Genomic DNA, 18,362 nt, shown 5'->3' with positions numbered 1-18,362 from the left:
CCACGACGGGTTTCCGCACCTTCGACACACCCCGATCGAAGGCAGAGTGACGCTGTCGGAGGCAGGTCTCCTGGCTCGCGGGTCGTCATCCGGCACCGCCTTCCCGACCGGGATCCATGGATCTCCGGTCAGTGGCTCGTTGGCACCGACTCGCCGCTCACAGTTGCGGGGACAGCCACGGCTTGCATCAGGCCTGGACGCCTGTCGCTTCCGTCGTTCCCTTTTAATCTCCCGGCTTGCACCTGGGAGAACCGCCGACAATGCCTGTGGTGATAGAGGCAGGCCGCGGCCCTGTCAACCGCCGGCCGTTCGGGCCATGCGGACCGGTCGGGATGCCGGTTCTCGCCGCCGGGATCGGCCGCACAAAAGCGCTCTTGTCTATCACGTTATGATATAACATAACGTATGCGAGACACTGATCCCCATGGACCGCATGAGCAGCCTTTCCCACTCCCTGGCTCCCGTGACAACGCCCCATCCCCAGCGACGGGAAGGGGATGGTCACGTCGCCCTGTGCCGCACATCCGGCGCGCTGTCCGCAATTCTCCGGTCCGGCGTGACTCTGGCCGTGTGGCAACGCCGTCTGCCGGCCGGAATTGCCGCCCAATGCGCAAGGCTGGGAACGGTCGACCGTCCGTCCTTCCGTCTCGCCACCACGGCAGAGGATGCGGCGGAGGATCTGGCCGCGGCCCTGCCCTCCCGCTGGATCGATGGGCCGCTGCTCCGCGACATCGTCCGCCTGGTGCAGGTCTACACCGACATCGTCGGATGCCCGGCGATCCGGCTGCGGCTCGACAGCGTGGCCGATGACGGTTGCCGGTTCTTCCATGTCGACCATGTCGGCCTGCGTCTGCTCTGCACCTACCAGGGGAGCGGAACGCACTGGCTGCCGAACGGGGCCGTCATCCGCTCCGCCCTGGGCCGGGGCGACAACGATGCCGTGCTGCCGGACCCCCGCCATCTCCGCACGCTTCGCGCCGGTCACGTCGCACTGTTGAAAGGCGAGGAGTGGCCCGGCAACCGGGGGCGGGGTCTCGTCCACCGTTCGCCCCCCGCCGACCCGTCCGGCGCGCCGCGTCTGCTGCTCTGCCTCGACCATGACGACCATTGACCGCCCGCGCTCGCCGTTGGCCGCCTCCGCACCGGCACGGGTCGCCGTGGCCGCCCTCCTCTGCGCCCTCCTCTGGCTGGCCGTCTTCTGGGCGCTGGACTGGACGATCTGACATGACGTTCTTCAATCCCGATGCGATGGCGCCGCCGCTCATCCGCCTGACCGACCTTACCCTGGGATACCGGCGGCACCCGGCGGTTCACCACCTGAGCGGCGGCTTCCGGGACGGCTCGCTTACCGCCGTGGTCGGCCCGAACGGCGCCGGCAAGAGCACCTTGCTCAAGGCGATGGTCGGCGCCTTGCGCCCGCTCGACGGCCGGGTGACGCTGCATGGCCTGACCGCCGCCGACATTGCCTATCTGCCCCAGCAGGCCGAGATCGAACGCGATTTTCCCATCGACGTGCTCGACACCGTCCTGCTTGGACATTGGCGGCGGGTCGGGCTTTTCCGGTCCATCGGGCGCGCATTGATGCGGCAGGCGGAAGAGGCGCTGGCCGCGGTCGGCCTGTCCGGCTTCGAACGGCGCCCGATCGCCGCCCTGTCGGCCGGCCAGTTCCAGCGCGTGCTGTTCGCCCGCCTGCTGCTGCAGGATGCCCGCCTGATCCTGCTCGACGAGCCCTTCACCGCCATCGACGCCAGGACGACCGCCGACCTGCTCGATGTCGTGCGCCGCTGGCATGGCGAAAGACGCACCGTGGTCGCCGTGCTGCATGACCTGGAGCAGGTCCGCAGCCATTTTCCCGACACGCTTCTGCTGGCGCGCGAGCCGGTCGCCTGGGGCAGCACCGCCGATGCGCTGGCCCCCGCCAACCTCATCCGCGCCCGCGCCATGGCGGAATCCTGGGATGACAAGGCCGCCCTCTGCCGGAGGTCCGCGCCATGACCCTTTACGACTTCGCGGTCGGCCCCTTCCTGGAATTCGCCTTCATGCGCCGCGCGTTGGCCGCCTGCCTGGCCCTGTCCCTCGGTTGCGGCCCGGTGGGGGTTCTTCTGGTGTTGCGGCGGATGAGCCTGATGGGCGACGCCATGTCCCACGCCGTGCTACCCGGCGCCGCCATCGGCTTTCTCGCCGCCGGCCTGTCCTTGTGGGCGATGAGCATCGGCGGCTTTCTCGCCGGGCTGGCGGTGGCGCTGCTCGCCGGGCTGGTGTCGCGGGTCACCGCCTTGCGCGAGGATGCCAGCTTCGCCGCCTTCTATCTGATCTCGCTGGCCGGCGGCGTGCTGATCGTCTCGCTGCGCGGCAGCAACGTCGACCTGATGCATGTGCTGTTCGGCACCATCCTGGCGGTGGACGACGCCGGTCTGCTGCTGGTCGCCGGCATCGCGACCGTCACTCTGCTGACGCTGGCTCTGCTCTACCGCCCGCTCGTGGTGGAATGCTTCGACCCCGGCTTCCTGCGCACGGTCGGCGGCACGGGAGGGCGGCTGGGCGCGCTGTGCCACCTGCTTTTTCTGGTGCTGGTCGTCCTCAACCTCGTCGGCGGTTTCCAGGCGCTCGGAACGCTGATGGCCGTGGGGCTGATGATGCTGCCGGCCGCCTCCGCCCGCTTCTGGGCCGAGGGGATCGCCACGCTGGCGCTGACCGCCATGGCGCTGGCCTTCGCGTCGGGCATCGGCGGGCTGCTGCTGTCCTTCCACCTCAACCTGCCGTCGGGACCGTCCATCGTCCTGGCCGCCGGGGCCGGCTATCTGCTGTCCCTGACGATGGGTCCCATCGGCAGCCTGCGCACACGCTGGTTTCCCGGCCGGCATCTGGAGGCCTGATGTCCATGGCCCCATCCAAGGAGAACTCCCCGATGAAACGCATATTCGCCGTTTCGCTGACGGCGGCGCTGGCGCTGCTCGCGCTTCCCGCGCTGGCCGAACCGGTGAAGGTGGTCGCCACCTTCACCATCCTCGGCGACATGGTCCGCCAGATCGGCGGCGACGAGGTCGCGGTGACGACCCTGGTCGGCCCCGACGGCGACGCCCATGTCTACGAGCCGACCCCCGCCGACGCCCGTGCGCTCGGAACCGCCAACCTCGTCGTCGTCAACGGTCTGGGGATGGAGGGCTGGATCGACCGGCTGGTCAAGGCCTCCGGCTACAAGGGACCGGTGACCGTCACCAGCACCGGCGTCAAGCCCATCGCCGGCGAGGAGGAGCATGACGAGGCGGGGCACGAGGAGCATGGTCACGGCCACGCCCACGATCCGCATGCCTGGCAGTCGGTCGCCAACGCCAAAATCTACGCCGACAACATCCTGAAAGGTCTGGTCGCGGTGGCTCCGGCCAAGGCCGACACCCTGCGGGCGAACCATGCCGCCTACAAGGCCAAGCTCGACGCGGTGGAGGCGGAGATCAAGGCCGCGCTGAAACCGATCCCACGCAAGGACCGCAAGATCGTCACCTCGCACGATGCCTTCGGCTATTACGGCAAGGCCTACGGCGTGACCTTCCTCGCCCCCGTCGGCATGTCGACCGAAGCGGAGGCGTCGGCCGGCGACATCGCCAGGCTGATCCGCCAGATCAAGAAGGAGAAGATCAAGGCCGTCTTCGTCGAGACCATCGCCGACCCGCGCCTGCTGGAGCAGATCGGACGGGAGACCGGTGCGCGCATCGGCGGCCGGGTCTATTCCGACGCGCTGTCGCCGGCGGACGGGCCGGCCGCGACCTACATCGACATGATGCGCCACAATCTGAGTCAGTTCACCAAGGCGCTGGCGCCCGCGTCCTGACGGTGCGGTGGGACGGGGTGAGGATTGTCCCCGTCCCGTCCGGCTCCGTTCGGCCCCTGTCACGGCCGATGTCACGGCGCCGGTTGGGGCTGTGGGTCCAGCGGCCTATCGCTGCAGTTCTACGCCGCGATTCAGTAGGGACTTTGATGGGGGCCGGATGACAGGTGCGGGTGTGCAAAGCCGGTCGACATGATGGGCGGGACCGCTACCCATCAACGGCCCCATCATTGAAACGCGCATCCCGGCGTTCGACGACGAGCCGCAGAGGTATTGCTGCGTCGTCGGGAGCGTTGATTTTGTCTGACTTCTTGATGCGCGGCGAAGCGGCGCGAGTGCCAAGATGGCGGAGGGGATGGGATTCGAACCCACGATAGGGCTTTAAACCCTATGACGGTTTAGCAAACCGTTGCCTTCAGCCACTCGGCCACCCCTCCAGCCAGTGCGGTGTCCCGTGGGGCACCGCTGGCGTGGGGAGGTTTCTAATGGCCAGCCGTAGCCTTGTCAACGCTTACGGAGGCCAAAATCCGCTTTTCCCGAAAAACGATAGGAAGGGACAAATCTGTATAAAATTTTAGGTACTTTTTAACGGTCGTCGGTTATGATGCGACCATGAGCAACAAAAAACCCAACAGGAAGCCTGGGTGACGCTCAACTCCGTCGTGCGAGGTCGATTCCGAAAGGCCCGCCCCACAGGACAGTGACGCCGCACCCCGATGCCGTGGAGGATTCGATGACCCTGTCACGCCGTTGCGCCGAAACGCTGATCGACCTCGTCGAGATCAAGCTGAGCTGCCTGGAGATCACCGACCGCGAAGACCAGCGGGAAAAGGAACTGCTGCAGCGGTGCGTTCAGGAACTGAATGCCGAACTGCGCGGCGAGAACGGGGCGCTCGCCAATTTCGCGGCTCCCAAGCGCCGCGGCCGCCGGCCCAAGCATCTCCAGTTCCACGAGCTGCACGTCGCCTGATCCGTCTCCCCGTCCGGCCACCGGACTTTTGCCGCCGGATCAGCTCGGTACCGGTTCCTCGGCCGGCGTCGGCTGAACCGCCGGGGCTTCGCGGGGCAGAAGGATGGTGAAGCGGGTCCCCTGCCCCGGCCAGGACTGGACGGACACCGTTCCGCCCAGCGGGCCGGTGACCGTGTTGAACACGATGTGCAGGCCAAGACCGGAACCGCCCTGCCCCCGCTTGGTGGTGAAGAAGGGGTCGAACACCTTCGACAGATGCTCCGGCGCGATGCCGGCACCGTCGTCGATGAAGTCGATTCGCACCCGCTCGGCTCCATCGGGCTGCGCAGTGATCCTGATCGTACCGGTCGGCTTGTCACCCGTCCGGTCGCCGTCGCCATAGGCATGGACGACGGCATTGATCACCAGATTGGTCAGCACCTGCCCCAGCGCGCCGGGAAAGCTGTCCATCGTCAGTTCGTCGTCGCACTCCACCGCCACCTTCAGGTTGGTGCGCTTCAGCCGCGGACGGAGCGAGAACAGCAGTTCGCGGATGTAGCTGCCCAGCTCGAACACCCGCCGGTCGCCGGAAGACTGGTCGACCGCCACCTGCTTGAAGCTCTGCACCAGCGAGGCGGCGCGGTCGATGTTGGCCATCAGCAGGCGGCTGCTCTCGCTCAACCCGTCCAGGAACTCCAGGAAGTCCGACCGGCGCAGCGTGTTGCCGGTGAAGCGGTCGCGCAGGATCTGCGCCTGTTCGCCGATATGGCTGGCCGCCGTCAGGCCGATGCCGATGGGCGTGTTGATCTCGTGCGCGACACCCGCCACCAGCTGGCCGAGCGAGGCCATCGTTTCGGCCTGGATCAGGCTTTCCTGTGCCTCGCGCAGGTCGGCAAGCGCCTGTTCCGCCTCCTCCCGCGCCTGGACCATCGCCGACTCGGCGGCCTTGCGGTCGGTGATGTCGTAAAGCCAGGTCAGTAGAGCCGCCTCACCGTCCAGTTCGATGCTGTTCCAGGACGACAGGACCCAGACGACGCTGCCGTCGGGCCGGCGGAAGCGGATTTCGGCATTGCGGAAGGGACCTTCGCGGTCGAATCGGGCGATCAGCGCGTCACGGTCGGCAGGATCGGCATAGAGATCGGCCACCGGCGTACGCATCAGCTCGGACCGGTCGCGCCCCATCAGCCGGACGGATTGGGCATTGCAGAACAGCCAGCGGCCGTCGCGCGTGGTGACGTTGACCGCGATGGGCGCCGCCTCCATGATCTTCAGCAGCCGTTCCTCGCTGGCGCGCAGCCGTTCCTCCTGCCGGCGGGCTTCGGTGATGTCGGTCATGATGCCGGCATAGCGCACCGCCCGGCCGGTCTCGTCGCGAAAGGCGCGGCCCTTGGCGGCGATCCACACCCAGCCGCCGCCTTCGTGCCGCAAGCGATAGGAATAGGCGTAGCTGGTGGTCTCCCCCGCCAGATGCGAGGCGATGTGGGCCAGCACCCGCTCGCGGTCGTCGGCGTGCAGCCGCTTCTCCCAGAAATCCGGCGGCATCGGCGGCCGGGCGCGGTAACCCAGGATGCGCGGGAAGGTGTCCGACCACCAGCAGGTGCCGGCCACCAGATCGGCATCCCACACCGCAGCGCCGGTCGCCTCCAGCGCCATCTCCAGCCGTTCGCCGATGTCCGGTTCATGGATGGCCGGCTTTGGCGCGGCGTTCCGGCGGGCGGACCGGCGCCCGGCATACAGGCCCAGCAGCACCCCCAGAAGACCGCCGACGGCGATACCCGCCAGCGCCACCATCTCCGGTTCTGCCGCCATGGAACCTCCGCCGTTTCCAGCACTGTGGCGATAACAACCGGGAAAATTCAACTGGGGCTTTGCCGCATCGCGGCGTGGCACCCAAGAAAGAAAGCCTCTCACACGGGCGAGAGGCTTTCTTTCGGACAGTAGGGCGATTGCGGTCCGTCGAACGGGTGCGGGCGCTTACCCCTTCAGCTTCTTGGTCAGGATTTCGTTGACCATCGCCGGGTTGGCCTTGCCCTGCGTCGCCTTCATCACCTGACCGACGAAGAAGCCGAACAGCTTGTCCTTGCCGCTGCGGAATTCGGCCACCTTGTCGGGGTTGGCGGCCAGGACGGCGTCGATCGAGCCCTCGATGGCGCTGGTGTCGGTGACCTGCCGCAGCCCCTTCTTCTCGACGATGTCGGCGGCCTTCTCGCCGGTCTCGAACATCGTCTCGAACACTTCCTTGGCGATGCGGCCGGAGATGGTGTTGTCGGCGATCAGGTCGATCAGCCCGCCGAGATTCTCGGCCGACACCGGGCTCTCCTCGATCTCCTTGCCGGCCTTGTTCAGATAGCCGAACAGCTCGCCGGTGACCCAGTTGGAGGCCAGCTTGGGATCGCGGCCCTTGGCAACCGCCTCGAAATAGTCGGCTTTCGACTTCTCCGAGACCAGCACGCCGGCGTCATAGACCGACAGCTTGTAGTCCTCGATGAAGCGGGCCTTCTTGTCGTCCGGCAGTTCGGGCAGCGACTTCTTGATGTCCTCCACCCAATCCGCATCGAGTTCCAGCGGCAGCAGGTCGGGATCCGGGAAATAGCGGTAGTCGTGCGCCTCTTCCTTCGACCGCATGGAGCGGGTCACGAACTTCGTCGTGTCCCACAGGCGGGTCTCCTGGTCGATCTTGCCGCCTTCCTCGATGATCTCGATCTGGCGGCGCGCCTCATACTCGATGGCCTGCATGACGAAGCGGATCGAGTTGACGTTCTTGATCTCGCAGCGGGTGCCGAAGGGGTCGCCCGGCTTGCGCACCGACACATTGACGTCGCAGCGCATGGAGCCTTCCTCCATGTTGCCGTCGCAGGTGCCGAGATAGCGCAGGATAGACCGCAGCTTGCGCACATAGGCGCCCGCCTCCTCCGAGCTCCGCATGTCGGGTTCCGACACGATCTCCATCAGCGCCACGCCCGACCGGTTCAGGTCGATGTAGGTCTTGGACGGGTGCTGGTCGTGCAGCGACTTGCCGGCGTCCTGTTCCAGGTGCAGGCGGGTGACGCCGACCGTGCGGCTGGTGCCGTCCGGCAGGTCCAGCACGATCTCGCCCTTGCCGACGATCGGCTGCAGGAACTGGCTGATCTGATAGCCCTGCGGCAGATCGGCGTAGAAGTAGTTCTTGCGGTCGAAGACCGAGTTCAGGTTGATCTGCGCCTTCAGGCCCAGGCCCGTGCGGACCGCCTGTTCGACGCAATATTCGTTGATGACGGGCAGCATGCCGGGGAAAGCGGCGTCGACGAAGCTGACCTGGCTGTTCGGCGCGGCCCCGAATTCGGTGGCGGAGCCGGAGAACAGCTTCGCGTTCGAAATCACCTGGGCATGGACCTCAAGCCCGATCACCACTTCCCAATCGCCCGTTTCACCCTGGATGTACGACATCGTTCCGCTCTTCGACGTTCACGGCACGGGACGGGCCGTGGACCGCCACGATAACGGGCGCCCCGGCCATACCCTTGGAATCCTGTTTCTTCTAACGCCCTTTGCGCCCGCGCGCACGCTTTATCGCGCTGCGGCTTTTCTACCCCCATTGTGCAGTCCGCCACGGACGCTCCGTTAACCCTCGGGCAAGCTTTGGCCGCCACGCTGAACGGGTCGAGCGGGGAGGTCGTGATGTCGGTTCAGGCGCTGGGGCGGAAGATCGGGTTCGGTGTGGCCCTGGGCGGGCTGCTGGTGGCGGGCGCCGCGTTCAGCCATGCCGCCACGCAGCCGGCCGCCACGCAGCCGAGCTCCACTCACCGGGCCAGCGTCTCGCTCACCCCGGTGACCGTCAACCCGGCGCCCGCCGCACCGGCCTCTGCCGAATTCCCCGACGCCATCCTGTCGCGCAGCGACCAGGGCGAGGCCACGGTCCTGCGGTTGGACGGCATCATCACGCCGGGGGCGGAGCGCCGCTTCGTCGATGCCCTGCACGCCCTGCCTGCACGCCATCCGGTGGTGGTCGAACTGTCGAGCCCCGGCGGCTTCACGGCGGCGGGATATCGCATGATCGACGCGGTGCTGGCCGAGCGTCAGGGCGGCCGCCCGGTCGCAACCCGGGTGCGCGACGGCGACTCCTGCGAAAGCATGTGCGTCGGCCTCTATCTGGCCGGCTATCCCCGCTATGCGGCCCCGCGTGCCGAGTTCATGGTCCATGCCCCGCGCATGGCGGAGAACGGCCGGATGACCATGCGGTCCACCCAGGCGATGGTGCAGCGGCTGGTGTCGCTGGGCGCCTCCCCGGCCTGGATCCAGCGGGTGACGGCGGCCGGTGGCTTCTCCGGCGCCCGTGACTACCGCGAGACCGCCGACCGCCTGACCGCCGACGGCGCCAACATCGTCACCGACCTGCTGCGCTGACCGGGTCTTCGGCCACCATCTCCGGCGAGCGGCCGACGATCCGCTCATAGACCTCCGGATCGGTCGCCCCCTCGGTCCCGAACACCAGCACGCGGGCGTCGGGCGCGAGGCCGAGGGCGAGCCGCACATCCTCATGCGCGGCGGCGCAGAGCAGCCCGGCCAGCCCGGCCACACCCGACTCGCCCGCCACGATCGGCCGGCCGCCATGCTTGCCTTCCGCCAGCTTGCGCATGGCAGTGACGGCACCCTCGTCGGGAATCGTCAGAAAATCATCGGCGCCACGTTCCAGGATCGCCCAGGCCAGCAACGAGACCTCGCCGCAGGCCAGCCCGGCCATCACCGTGTCCAGGTCCCCCTCCGACCGCATCGGCCGGCCGGCGACGGCACTCTGGTACAGGCAGTCGGCGTTGTGCGGCTCCACCACCACGAAACGCGGACGCTGGCGGCCCCAGCTTTCCCACAGATGGCCGCAGACCGCCGCCGGCAGACTGCCGACGCCGCCCTGGACGAAGACATGGGTCGGCCGTTCGCTGGCGGGAAGCTGGGAGATCGCCTCCTCCACCATCACGGTGTAGCCCTGCATCACGTCGCGCGGGACATCCATATAGCCGGTGTATGAGGTGTCGGAGACGACGAACCAGCCCTGCTCGGCCGCATCGGCGGCAGCCCGGCGCACCGCATCGTCATACGACCCGTCGATCACCACCACCCGCGCCCCGTACGCCTCGATGGCCGCACGGCGCCCGGGCGAGCAGGCGGCCGGCACGTACACCACGCAGTTGCAGCCGAACACCTGCGCCCCCCAGGCCACCGAACGGCCGTGGTTGCCGTCGGTCGCGGTGGTCACGGTCAGCGTACGCGTCACCCGGGCATAGCGGCCGACGACGAGATCGAGCGCCGTCACCGGCACGCCCGGCACCCGCGCCGTCACCTCCCGCGCCAGCAGCCGCAGCACGGCGTACGCCCCGCCCAGCGCCTTGAAGCTGCCCAGGGCGAAGCGGGCGCTTTCATCCTTGTACCAAATCCGGTCGATCCCGGCCTCCCGCGCCAGGCCCGGCAGGGAGCGCAGCGGCGTCGGGGCATAGCCGGGCCAGGCGCCGATCTCCGCCATCGCCTCTTCGAAAGCGGCGCGGCTCAGGATCGCGCGTTCGGACGGGCCGTAGGCCCGTTCATGGTCGGCGCGGGGGTTCGAATGGAGGCGCGGCAGGCAGGAGGAGGGGGAGACCGCTTGGTGGGGCATGGCTTGGCTCTCCGGGCCGGCCGGTGAGCGCCGTCGTCCGCGACGGCACATCCCGCGACCGCGCACAACGAGACCAGATGCCATCGCCCGCCGTCAAGACTCCAGCGTGAGCGCGGCTGCTACCGAATGAAGCATCGCCAAGGTGGAAGCGCGGCGCTCAACGCTTCCATTCGCGGCTGGACTTGATGAAATCGGTCAGGGTGACGCCGATCTTGTCGTCGATGATCGCCACTTCGCCACGGGCGACCAGAACGCCTTCGACATAGACGTCGGTCGGGTCCTTCAGATGGCGGTCGAGTTCGACGACGGCGCCGCGGCCCAGCTTCAGCAGGTCGCGGACGCGCAGCATGGCGGTGCCGATGACGACCTTGATCTCCACCGGTGCGTCGCCGATGGCGAAGGACGAGGCATCGCCGTCGTTGGGATCGGGCGCGCCGAGCAGGTCGTCGATGTTGGCCATGGATGTCCAAGCTCCCACGCCGCAAAGGGGCGCCAATTACACGAACGTTCTACTCTACACCCCGACCGGGTAGCCGGGCAACGCCACCGACCGGCGGGCTTTGCGACAAGATTGGGCTTTCCCCGCCCAGGCGCTTCGCCCACACTGTCGGCCCGCCCGCCGCGGCGGGCATCGCCGGCCTGCAGGACCATTCGTTGCGGTCAGGCAACGACTGAGGCAACGCATGGGCAACGACCAACCGGAACCGGATTCGCCGTGATGACCGACAGCAGCATTTCTCCGCTTGTGGACATTTCCTGGCTGAAAAGCCGGCTCGACAGCCCAGGAATCGCCGTCCTGGACGTACGGACCCCGCCCAGCGGCGGCTTCGTTCCGGGAGCGGTTCATTCCGACTACGCAACGGCCGGCTGGCGGACTGTGGTCGGCGGCGGGGCGGGGATGCTGCCTGAACCGGCGGTGCTGGAGGGGCTGATCGGCGGTCTCGGCATCGGCAACGGCGACCATGTGGTTCTGGTGGCCGCCGGCGCCAATGCGTCGGACATGGGCAACGCCACCCGTGTCTATTGGACCTTCAAGATGCTGGGCCATGACGCGGTGTCGGTGCTGGACGGCGGTTTCGCCGCCTGGACCGCGGCCGGCGGCGCGGTGAATCCACTGCCGGCGGACCGCAAGCCGGCGACCTTCACCGCCCGTCCCCGCAACGACCTGCGCGCCACGCTGGATGACGTCGAGGCGGCGGTGAAGGCCGGCGGCACGCCGCTGCACGATGCCCGCTCCGCCGAGCAGTTCGCCGGCAAGGCCAAGAGCCCGCAGGCCCGCGCCGCCGGCACCATCCCCGGCGCGGTGAACCTGGACATCGCCCCGCTCTTCTCGGCGGCGGAGCATCGCTTCGCCTCGGCCGAGACGGTGAAGGCGATGGCCGACCAAGCCGGGCTGCCGCTGCAGGACCAGCCCATCACCTTCTGCAACACCGGCCACCTCGCCTCGGTGTCCTGGTTCGCGCTGAGCGAAATCGCCGGCGTTCCAGGGGTCCGGCTCTATGACGGCTCGATGTCGGAATGGAGCGCCGATCCGGACCGCCCGCTGCAGAGCGAGGGCTGAGTCACGACCTGGTGCTACGGCGGCGCAGACGGCCGAGGTCGCTGCGCCGCACCAGCCCCAGCAGCACGGCCGCGACGGCATAGACCGCCAGCCCGACCACCGCCAGCACCAGCAGCCCGCCCAGCCGCTCGAACAGCCCGGTGGCACCCAGCCACGGCGCCAGCCGTTCGGTCGCCAGCCACAGGGCGCCGGCCATGGCGGATGCTGCGATCACCATGCGCGGCAGGTTGCGGGTCAGGCGCGCATCGGCTCGGAACAGGCCGCGGCGGTGCAGCAGCAGCGCCAGCAGGCCGGCATTCACCCAGGCGCCGACGGAGGTGGCGACCGCCAGCCCGACCTGGGCCAGCGGCCCCATCAGCGCCAGCTTCAGCGCCACGTTGATGCCGACCGCCACCAGCGCCACCCGCACCGGCGTCGCCGTGTCCTGGCGGGCGTAGAAGCCGTTGACCAGACTGCGGATCACCACGAAGGCCGGCAGGCCCAGCGCATAGGCCTGCAGGGTGAGCGCCGACGCGGCGGCGTCCGACGGACCGAAGGCGCCGCGCTGGAACAGCACCGACAGGATCGGCGTCCCCGCCACCAGGAAGGCGATGGCCGCCGGCAGGGTCAGCACCAGCGACAGCTCGATGGCGCGGTTCTGGCTGTCGACCGCGCCGGCCTCGTCACCGCTCTTGATCCGCTTGGACATTTCCGGAAGCAGAACGGTTCCCACGGCGATGCCGATCACCCCCAGCGGCAGCTGGTTCAGCCGGTCGGCATAATAGAGGTAGGACACCGCCCCCGTCGGCAGGGCCGAGGCGATCAGCGTGTCGGCGAACAGGCTGATCTGCGTCAGGCCGGATCCCAGCGCTGCCGGCCCCAGCACCGTCAGGAAGCGCTTTACGTCGGTGGACAGGCGCGGCATCACCGGCCGCAAGGTCATGCCCGCCCGCCGCGCATCCCAGGCCAGATAGAGGAACTGCGCCACGCCGGCGGCCAGAACGCCCCAGGACAGCGCGTGGCCGGCGCTGGGCATCAGCGGCGTGCCGACCACAAGGGCCGCGATCAGGCTCAGATTCATCAGGATGGGGGAGGCGGCGGCGGCGCCGAAGCGGCTCATGCTGTTCAGCACCCCGCCATAGAGCGACACCAGCGAGATCAGCAGCAGATAGGGGAAGGTGATGCTGGTGAACAGCACGGCCAGCCGGAACTTCTCCGGGTCGTCGGCGAAGCCGGGGGCGAAGACCGTCATGAATTGCGGCATGAAGGCCAGAACCGCCAGCAGCAGCACCAGCTGCACGATGACCAGCAGGGTCATCACCTCGTCGGCGAAGCGGCGGGCGGATGCTGCGCCGTCCTGCACCAGCTTGCCGGAGAACAGCGGCACGAAGGCGGAGTTGAAGGCGCCCTCCGCGAACAGGGCGCGGAAATGATTCGGCAGCCGGAAGGCGACGAAGAAGGCGTCGGCCACCGGCCCGGCGCCGAGCAGCGCCGCGGTCAGCACGTCGCGCAGGAAACCGAGCACCCGGCTGGCCAGGGTCAGGCCGCCGACGGACAGGATATGACGGAACACGATGGCAGAGTCGCTTCTGTGATGCGGATGATGCCCGGCGGCATCCTAGCGATGCGACCGCGTTCGTCATAGGATCGCGGCCCGCATTCGTCCAGAACCCATCTCCGACCTCACCGGACAAAGGCCCCAGACATGCCGCAGCAAGCCCTCCCCCTGACCTATCTGGAAGCCGGCGAAGCCAATGGCGGAACGCCGATGCTGGTTCTGCACGGCCTGTTCGGCTCGGCCCGCAACTGGCAGACGCTGGCCCGCCGCTTCGGCGAGAGGCACCGGGTCTATGCGCTGGACCTGCGCAACCACGGCGGCGCACCCTGGGCCGAGGGCATGAGCTATCCTGAGATGGCGGACGACGTGCTGCGCTTCCTGGACGACCGCGGATTCGCCCGCGCCACGGTGGTCGGCCATTCGATGGGCGGCAAGGCCGCCATGGCGCTGGCGCTGGCCCATCCCGACCGGGTCGAGCGGCTGGTGGTGGCCGACATCGCCCCCGTCGCCTACACCCACACCCACGCCCCCTATGTCGCCGCGATGAAGGACGCGAAGCTGGAAGGCGTCACCCGCCGCCCGGAGGTCGAGGCCCAGCTGGCCGACGCCGTGCCGGAAGCGCCGCTGCGCTCCTTCCTGATGCAGAATCTGGTGCTGGAGAACGGCGTCTTCTCCTGGCGGATCAACCTCGATTCCATCGGCGCGAACATGGAGGGGCTGATCGGCTTCCCCGATTTCGCCGGTGCCCGCTATGACGGCCCTGCCCTGTTCATCGGCGGCGGCGCCTCCGACTACATCCGGCCGGAGCATCACGACGCCATCCGCCGCCATTTCCCCAAGGCGGAAATCCGCATGATCGAGGGGGTCGGCCATTGGCTGCATGCCGAACGTCCGGCCGAATTCGCGGCCCTGGTGGAGGGTTTCCTCTGATTTCCGCGGCGAAACTCAGCATTTGCGCAGAGTTGTAAGCCGAAGCAGATATTGCATCGCCCGGACGTCGGGGCTATCAAGCCTGCGCGCCTTAAAACGCGGCCTGCGAGACAACGCGGCTGCCATTCCTCGAAGGATCGACCGATCATGAGCGTCATCACCGAGATTCACGCCCGCGAAATCCTGGACAGCCGCGGCAACCCGACCGTGGAAGTCGACGTTGCGCTGGACAGCGGCGCCTTCGGCCGCGCCGCGGTGCCGTCGGGCGCCTCCACCGGCGCCCATGAAGCCGTCGAGCTGCGCGACGGCGACAAGGGCCGCTTCGGCGGCAAGGGCGTGCTGAAGGCGGTCGAGTCCGTCAACGGCGAGATCTACGACGCGCTCGCCGGCCTGGACGCCGACGATCAGCGCGCCATCGACCTCGCCATGATCGACCTGGACGGCACCGAGAACAAGAGCCGGCTCGGTGCCAACGCCATCCTGGGCGTGTCGCTGGCGGTCGCCCGCGCCGCCGCCGAGGATGCCGGCCTGCCGCTCTACCGCTATGTCGGCGGCGCCTTCGCCTCGCTGCTGCCGGTGCCGATGATGAACATCATCAACGGCGGCGCCCATGCCGACAACCCCATCGACATCCAGGAATTCATGATCATGCCGGTGGGCGCCGAGACCGGTGCCGACGCCATCCGCATGGGTTCCGAGATCTTCCAGTCCCTCAAGAAGAAGCTGAAGGACGCCGGCCACAACACCAATGTCGGCGACGAGGGCGGCTTCGCCCCCAACATCGGCTCCACCGACGAGGCGCTCGGCTTCGTCATGAAGGCCATCGAGGCTGCCGGCTACAAGCCGGGCGACGACGTGATGCTGGCGCTCGACGCCGCCTCGACCGAGTTCTTCAAGAACGGCAAGTATGAACTGGCCGGCGAAGGCAAGTCGCTGTCGCCGGAGCAGATGGTCGCCTACTGGTCCGATCTGGTCGGCCGCTTCCCGATCATCTCGATCGAGGACGGCATGGCGGAAGACGATTGGGAAGGCTGGAAGGCGCTGACCGACGCCATCGGCAACAAGGTGCAGCTGGTCGGCGACGACCTGTTCGTCACCAACCCGAAGCGTCTGGCCCAGGGCATCCGCCAAGGCGTGGCGAACTCGATCCTGGTGAAGGTCAACCAGATCGGCACGCTGTCGGAGACGCTGGAAGCGGTCGATATGGCGCACAAGGCCGGCTACACCGCCGTGCTGTCGCACCGCTCGGGCGAGACCGAGGACAGCACCATCGCCGACCTCGCCGTCGCCACCAACTGCGGCCAGATCAAGACCGGCTCGCTGAGCCGTTCGGATCGTCTGGCCAAGTACAACCAGCTGATCCGCATCGAGGAGCAGCTGGGTGTGGCCGCCCGCTTCGCCGGCCGCGGCATCCTGAAGGCCTGAGTGCGGTAAGTTGAAAAAGCCCCTCTCCGGGTTGCCGGAGAGGGGCTTTTTTATTGGCTGGAGTGTGGGCTTCGATTGCCCCCTCCCTAACCCTCCCCCGCCTTCGGCGGTGGAGGGGACTGTCGCCGCTTCGCAAAAGGCACCCTCTCCCGCGAAGCGGGGGAGGGTCGGGGTGGGGGCAAGCGAACGCCGACCCTCACTCCCCGACCAGCGCGCCGATCATCTTGCGGACGGCGGTCATCTGGAAGCCGCCCTTGCGGGCGAAATCGTAGCCGGTGTAGCCGAACCAGTCCCAGCAGGCCTTGGGGTTGGAGGTGGGCTTGGCGGCGCCGTCGATCTGCGGGTACAGCACGACGATGTTGTTGACGTCGGCCCAGCGGTTGTAACCGGCATGCACGGCGAAATGATCGCCGATCAGGTTCGATGCCATCTGGCAGCCGTGGAAGGCGACATGGATGCGGCAGGTCTGCTTGCCGCCCTCGCAGGCTTCCGGAACATAGACATAGCCGGTCTTGGCCATGCCGCTGCGGCTGGTGTCGCCGACGAAGGGAGCCTGGTTGAACAGCTGCGGCTGGCGGGCCGCGGCGGGAGCGTTCGGGATCTTGGCGTCGGCGTAGAAGAAGCGGACGATGGCGCCGGCCTGATCGTACTGGCAGTTGTTGATGTATTCGCTCTTCTCACCCTCTTTCGGGATGAAGTCGCAGGCGGCGCCATAGCCGTCGGTGATGTAGGCATGCGCCGCCTTGGGCAGCTTCACATAGGTGAAGTTGGCGTCCGTCACGCCCAACGCCTTGTAGAACCGCTCGGTGGCGTCGGCGACCGGACGTTTCACCGTGATATCGTTGTCGCCGTTGAACAGGTAGATCTTCGACTGCGCCATGTTGGACAGCGGGTCGATGTCCTTCGACGTCTCGCGGGCCTTGGCATTGGCGACCAGCGCGTCGACATTCGGCGCGCCCATCGCCACGTCCATGCAGCGCTTCAGCGCCACCACTGCCGGGGCGATGCCGCCTTCCGACACTTCGGCACAGTCATAGGGACCGCCGGCGACGATGCCGGCCGCCTTGACCAGACCCGAATAGGCGACCTGGAACTGGCCTGCCATATAGGCGCCGGAGGAAATGCCAGACACCGTGGTCTGCGCCGGATCGATCTTCAGCTTCAGATCGGCCAACTTGACTTGAGCGCTGCTTTGGGCGGCGGCGGGAACAGACGCCAGGACGACGAAGGCCGCCAGCGCCGATTTCAAAATGACTTGGCTGGAAATGGTCATGGGAGGGTCACCTTTGCCCTGCAAGAGTTGTCAACATCGCATGGACAGCGGCGATCTGTGCCCCGCCCTTCGTTGCGTAATCCGTCCCCGTCGTGCCGATCCAGTCCCAGCAGGCAATCGGGTCCGCCGAACGGCGGGGTGACAGCTGCGGGTAGAGCACGATCAGATTGTTGTTGGCCGCCCAGCGGTTGAAGCCGGCGCCGGTGGTCACCGCGTCGCCAACCTCCGCCGCGGACTGGCGGCATCCGTGAAAGACGATATGCACCGCGCAAGCCGATCCCCCCGCACAGGCCGGCGGCACAAAGACGTAGCCGGTCGGCGCCAGCCCGGTCCGTTCCGGATCGCCGAAAGGGGTCTGGTCGAAGGGGCTGGCCGCCGGCAGGTCCGGGGCGGGCGGGTTCAGGCCGCCATAGATGTGCGACAGAATCCGTCCGGCCTGGTCGTAGTCGCCGCAGGCATTGACGTAGGGGCTGCGGTTGGCGTTGCAGTCGTTGGGTGCGCCCGGCGAGATGAAGCCGTTGCCGGCCTCCAGACCCGCATCCAGGCGGATCCGGTTCGCCGGGACGCGGGCGGCGCGGTAGAAGGCCTCCGCCTCCTCCACCGCCTTGCGGTTCACCACCATGTCGGCACGGCCGCTGAACAGGTAGACCTGGGCCTCCGGCAGGCGGTCGAGAGGATCGATCGCCCCGGCGGCGGCCAGCGGCTGCGCCGCCTCGTACAGCGACTGCCCGCGCGGCCAAAGCGCGTTGCCCTGCATGCAGGACGCCGCCAGCAGCGGATTCTCCGCGGCACAGAGGAACGGACCGCCGGCAACCAGGCCGACGCCGGTGATCTCGGTGGAATGGGCGACATGGAACTGGAGCGCCATGAAGGCACCCGCCGCCAGACCCGATGCCGAAGTCTTCTCGATGACGACCTTGCGCGGCAGAAGCGGAGGCGCCGGTTCGCCGGCCATGGCGCCCGGCCAATCGGCGAAAGCTGCAAGCAGCGTCAGCGCTGCAATCCATGCAACCAGGATATTCCGGGCCCGCCGATACGATGCCACCTGCTACGCCTCATCCGCGATGATCACTGCGGAAGGTAGCAAGGCAACGGTATTTGTCTATCGAAAAGGATCAGGCCCCATCCGATGCACGCACATGCAGGATGCTTTGCAACCTGCCCGGCCGCGGACGGGGCCGAATGGCGTTCGGCGGCCATGGGAAAGGCCGGCGGAGCCCCCGCCCCTCCGGCCTTCC

17 protein-coding genes, 1 tRNA gene and 1 riboswitch are annotated in these 18,362 nt (G+C 67.9%); of the genes, 10 read left to right on the top strand and 8 right to left on the bottom strand.

The window, feature by feature from the left end; translation table 11 throughout:
* Positions 1–43 precede the first annotated feature (43 nt).
* A riboswitch (cobalamin riboswitch) is annotated at positions 44–271 on the bottom strand.
* Between the two features lie 153 nt (positions 272–424).
* Genes AZOLI_RS15080 through AZOLI_RS15065 form a run of 5 tightly spaced genes read left to right on the top strand, consistent with a single transcriptional unit; the run spans position 425 to position 3,829 of the window.
* A complete protein-coding gene (locus AZOLI_RS15080; protein WP_014188028.1) occupies positions 425–1,111 on the top strand; it encodes a DUF1826 domain-containing protein in 687 nt (228 codons plus the stop codon).
* A complete protein-coding gene (locus AZOLI_RS33640; protein WP_275451543.1) occupies positions 1,098–1,223 on the top strand; it encodes a hypothetical protein in 126 nt (41 codons plus the stop codon). The genes AZOLI_RS15080 and AZOLI_RS33640 overlap by 14 nt, the downstream gene beginning before the upstream one ends.
* Position 1,224: 1 nt before the next feature.
* A complete protein-coding gene (locus AZOLI_RS15075) occupies positions 1,225–1,995 on the top strand; it encodes a metal ABC transporter ATP-binding protein (RefSeq protein WP_014188027.1) in 771 nt (256 codons plus the stop codon).
* Positions 1,992–2,876: a metal ABC transporter permease gene (locus tag AZOLI_RS15070; RefSeq protein ID WP_014188026.1), complete on the top strand. Its 885-nt coding sequence runs from the start codon at positions 1,992–1,994 to the stop codon at positions 2,874–2,876. Before AZOLI_RS15075 ends, AZOLI_RS15070 begins: the two co-directional genes overlap by 4 nt.
* A 32-nt stretch (positions 2,877–2,908) precedes the next feature.
* Positions 2,909–3,829 carry a metal ABC transporter substrate-binding protein gene (locus tag AZOLI_RS15065; protein WP_014188025.1) on the top strand — a complete coding sequence of 307 codons (921 nt, stop codon included), beginning with the start codon at positions 2,909–2,911 and terminating at the stop codon, positions 3,827–3,829.
* A 341-nt stretch (positions 3,830–4,170) separates the two neighbouring features.
* Here the strand turns inward: AZOLI_RS15065 and AZOLI_RS15060 are convergent.
* Positions 4,171–4,263: transfer RNA gene (locus AZOLI_RS15060), tRNA-Ser, on the bottom strand.
* A gap of 296 nt (positions 4,264–4,559) precedes the next feature.
* Between AZOLI_RS15060 and AZOLI_RS15055 the strand changes: the two genes are divergently transcribed.
* Positions 4,560–4,796 (top strand): hypothetical protein, encoded by a 237-nt coding sequence (locus tag AZOLI_RS15055; RefSeq protein WP_014188024.1) that lies wholly within the window; start codon positions 4,560–4,562, stop codon positions 4,794–4,796.
* 39 nt (positions 4,797–4,835) lie between these two features.
* On the opposite strand, the gene AZOLI_RS15050 is transcribed toward AZOLI_RS15055, so the two are convergent.
* Complete coding sequence (locus AZOLI_RS15050) at positions 4,836–6,584, bottom strand: PAS domain-containing sensor histidine kinase (RefSeq protein WP_014188023.1); 1,749 nt, start codon at positions 6,582–6,584, stop codon at positions 4,836–4,838.
* Between the two features lie 165 nt (positions 6,585–6,749).
* Positions 6,750–8,201: an Asp-tRNA(Asn)/Glu-tRNA(Gln) amidotransferase subunit GatB gene (gatB, locus tag AZOLI_RS15045; RefSeq protein ID WP_014188022.1), complete on the bottom strand. Its 1,452-nt coding sequence runs from the start codon at positions 8,199–8,201 to the stop codon at positions 6,750–6,752.
* Positions 8,202–8,432: 231 nt separating this feature from the next.
* Here gatB and AZOLI_RS15040 point away from each other — a divergent pair, with 231 nt between their 5' ends.
* Positions 8,433–9,158 (top strand): hypothetical protein, encoded by a 726-nt coding sequence (locus AZOLI_RS15040; protein ID WP_044551760.1) that lies wholly within the window; start codon positions 8,433–8,435, stop codon positions 9,156–9,158.
* On the opposite strand, the gene AZOLI_RS15035 is transcribed toward AZOLI_RS15040, so the two are convergent.
* Together AZOLI_RS15035 and fliN are read right to left on the bottom strand one after the other, a co-directional pair.
* Positions 9,139–10,398: a diaminopropionate ammonia-lyase gene (locus AZOLI_RS15035; protein ID WP_014188020.1), complete on the bottom strand. Its 1,260-nt coding sequence runs from the start codon at positions 10,396–10,398 to the stop codon at positions 9,139–9,141. The two genes, AZOLI_RS15040 and AZOLI_RS15035, sit on opposite strands and share 20 nt — an antisense overlap.
* 157 nt (positions 10,399–10,555) lie before the next feature.
* A complete protein-coding gene (gene fliN / locus AZOLI_RS15030; RefSeq protein ID WP_014188019.1) occupies positions 10,556–10,858 on the bottom strand; it encodes a flagellar motor switch protein FliN in 303 nt (100 codons plus the stop codon).
* Between the two features lie 258 nt (positions 10,859–11,116).
* On the opposite strand from fliN, the gene AZOLI_RS15025 reads away from it, so the two are divergent.
* The gene (locus AZOLI_RS15025) at positions 11,117–11,959 is read left to right on the top strand and encodes a sulfurtransferase (RefSeq protein WP_014188018.1); all 843 of its coding nucleotides are present in this window, start codon (positions 11,117–11,119) and stop codon (positions 11,957–11,959) included.
* A 1-nt stretch (position 11,960) separates the two neighbouring features.
* Here the strand turns inward: AZOLI_RS15025 and murJ are convergent, their stop codons facing one another.
* Positions 11,961–13,511 (bottom strand): murein biosynthesis integral membrane protein MurJ, encoded by a 1,551-nt coding sequence (gene murJ, locus AZOLI_RS15020; protein ID WP_014188017.1) that lies wholly within the window; start codon positions 13,509–13,511, stop codon positions 11,961–11,963.
* 132 nt (positions 13,512–13,643) lie between these two features.
* Here murJ and AZOLI_RS15015 point away from each other — a divergent pair, with 132 nt between their 5' ends.
* Together AZOLI_RS15015 and eno are read left to right on the top strand one after the other, a co-directional pair.
* A complete protein-coding gene (locus AZOLI_RS15015) occupies positions 13,644–14,426 on the top strand; it encodes an alpha/beta fold hydrolase (RefSeq protein WP_014188016.1) in 783 nt (260 codons plus the stop codon).
* Positions 14,427–14,573: 147 nt separating this feature from the next.
* Positions 14,574–15,851 (top strand): phosphopyruvate hydratase, encoded by a 1,278-nt coding sequence (eno, locus tag AZOLI_RS15010; RefSeq protein WP_014188015.1) that lies wholly within the window; start codon positions 14,574–14,576, stop codon positions 15,849–15,851.
* Between the two features lie 196 nt (positions 15,852–16,047).
* On the opposite strand, the gene AZOLI_RS15005 is transcribed toward eno, so the two are convergent.
* Together AZOLI_RS15005 and AZOLI_RS15000 are read right to left on the bottom strand one after the other, a co-directional pair.
* Positions 16,048–17,124 (bottom strand): extracellular catalytic domain type 2 short-chain-length polyhydroxyalkanoate depolymerase, encoded by a 1,077-nt coding sequence (locus AZOLI_RS15005; RefSeq protein WP_044551371.1) that lies wholly within the window; start codon positions 17,122–17,124, stop codon positions 16,048–16,050.
* 7 nt (positions 17,125–17,131) lie between these two features.
* A complete protein-coding gene (locus tag AZOLI_RS15000) occupies positions 17,132–18,079 on the bottom strand; it encodes an extracellular catalytic domain type 2 short-chain-length polyhydroxyalkanoate depolymerase (RefSeq protein WP_162488213.1) in 948 nt (315 codons plus the stop codon).
* Positions 18,080–18,362: the final 283 nt, after the last annotated feature.

Source organism: Azospirillum lipoferum 4B, assembly GCF_000283655.1.
GTDB lineage: Bacteria > Pseudomonadota > Alphaproteobacteria > Azospirillales > Azospirillaceae > Azospirillum > Azospirillum lipoferum_C.
Note: the sequence above shows the minus strand (reverse complement) of the source record. Positions and strands in the feature narration are given on the sequence as shown.

Excerpts from the sequence above, each read along its gene's own strand:
- AZOLI_RS15080 (WP_014188028.1), top strand. The coding sequence starts at position 425 with ATGGACCGCATGAGCAGCCTTTCCCACTCCCTGGCTCCCGTGACAACG.
- AZOLI_RS33640 (WP_275451543.1), top strand. The coding sequence starts at position 1,098 with ATGACGACCATTGACCGCCCGCGCTCGCCGTTGGCCGCCTCCGCACCG.
- AZOLI_RS15075 (WP_014188027.1), top strand. The coding sequence starts at position 1,225 with ATGACGTTCTTCAATCCCGATGCGATGGCGCCGCCGCTCATCCGCCTG.
- AZOLI_RS15070 (WP_014188026.1), top strand. The coding sequence starts at position 1,992 with ATGACCCTTTACGACTTCGCGGTCGGCCCCTTCCTGGAATTCGCCTTC.
- AZOLI_RS15065 (WP_014188025.1), top strand. The coding sequence starts at position 2,909 with ATGAAACGCATATTCGCCGTTTCGCTGACGGCGGCGCTGGCGCTGCTC.
- AZOLI_RS15055 (WP_014188024.1), top strand. The coding sequence starts at position 4,560 with ATGACCCTGTCACGCCGTTGCGCCGAAACGCTGATCGACCTCGTCGAG.
- AZOLI_RS15050 (WP_014188023.1), bottom strand. The coding sequence starts at position 6,584 with ATGGCGGCAGAACCGGAGATGGTGGCGCTGGCGGGTATCGCCGTCGGC.
- gatB (WP_014188022.1), bottom strand. The coding sequence starts at position 8,201 with ATGTCGTACATCCAGGGTGAAACGGGCGATTGGGAAGTGGTGATCGGG.
- AZOLI_RS15040 (WP_044551760.1), top strand. The coding sequence starts at position 8,433 with ATGTCGGTTCAGGCGCTGGGGCGGAAGATCGGGTTCGGTGTGGCCCTG.
- AZOLI_RS15035 (WP_014188020.1), bottom strand. The coding sequence starts at position 10,398 with ATGCCCCACCAAGCGGTCTCCCCCTCCTCCTGCCTGCCGCGCCTCCAT.
- fliN (WP_014188019.1), bottom strand. The coding sequence starts at position 10,858 with ATGGCCAACATCGACGACCTGCTCGGCGCGCCCGATCCCAACGACGGC.
- AZOLI_RS15025 (WP_014188018.1), top strand. The coding sequence starts at position 11,117 with ATGACCGACAGCAGCATTTCTCCGCTTGTGGACATTTCCTGGCTGAAA.
- AZOLI_RS15015 (WP_014188016.1), top strand. The coding sequence starts at position 13,644 with ATGCCGCAGCAAGCCCTCCCCCTGACCTATCTGGAAGCCGGCGAAGCC.
- eno (WP_014188015.1), top strand. The coding sequence starts at position 14,574 with ATGAGCGTCATCACCGAGATTCACGCCCGCGAAATCCTGGACAGCCGC.
- AZOLI_RS15005 (WP_044551371.1), bottom strand. The coding sequence starts at position 17,124 with ATGACCATTTCCAGCCAAGTCATTTTGAAATCGGCGCTGGCGGCCTTC.
- AZOLI_RS15000 (WP_162488213.1), bottom strand. The coding sequence starts at position 18,079 with ATGGCCGGCGAACCGGCGCCTCCGCTTCTGCCGCGCAAGGTCGTCATC.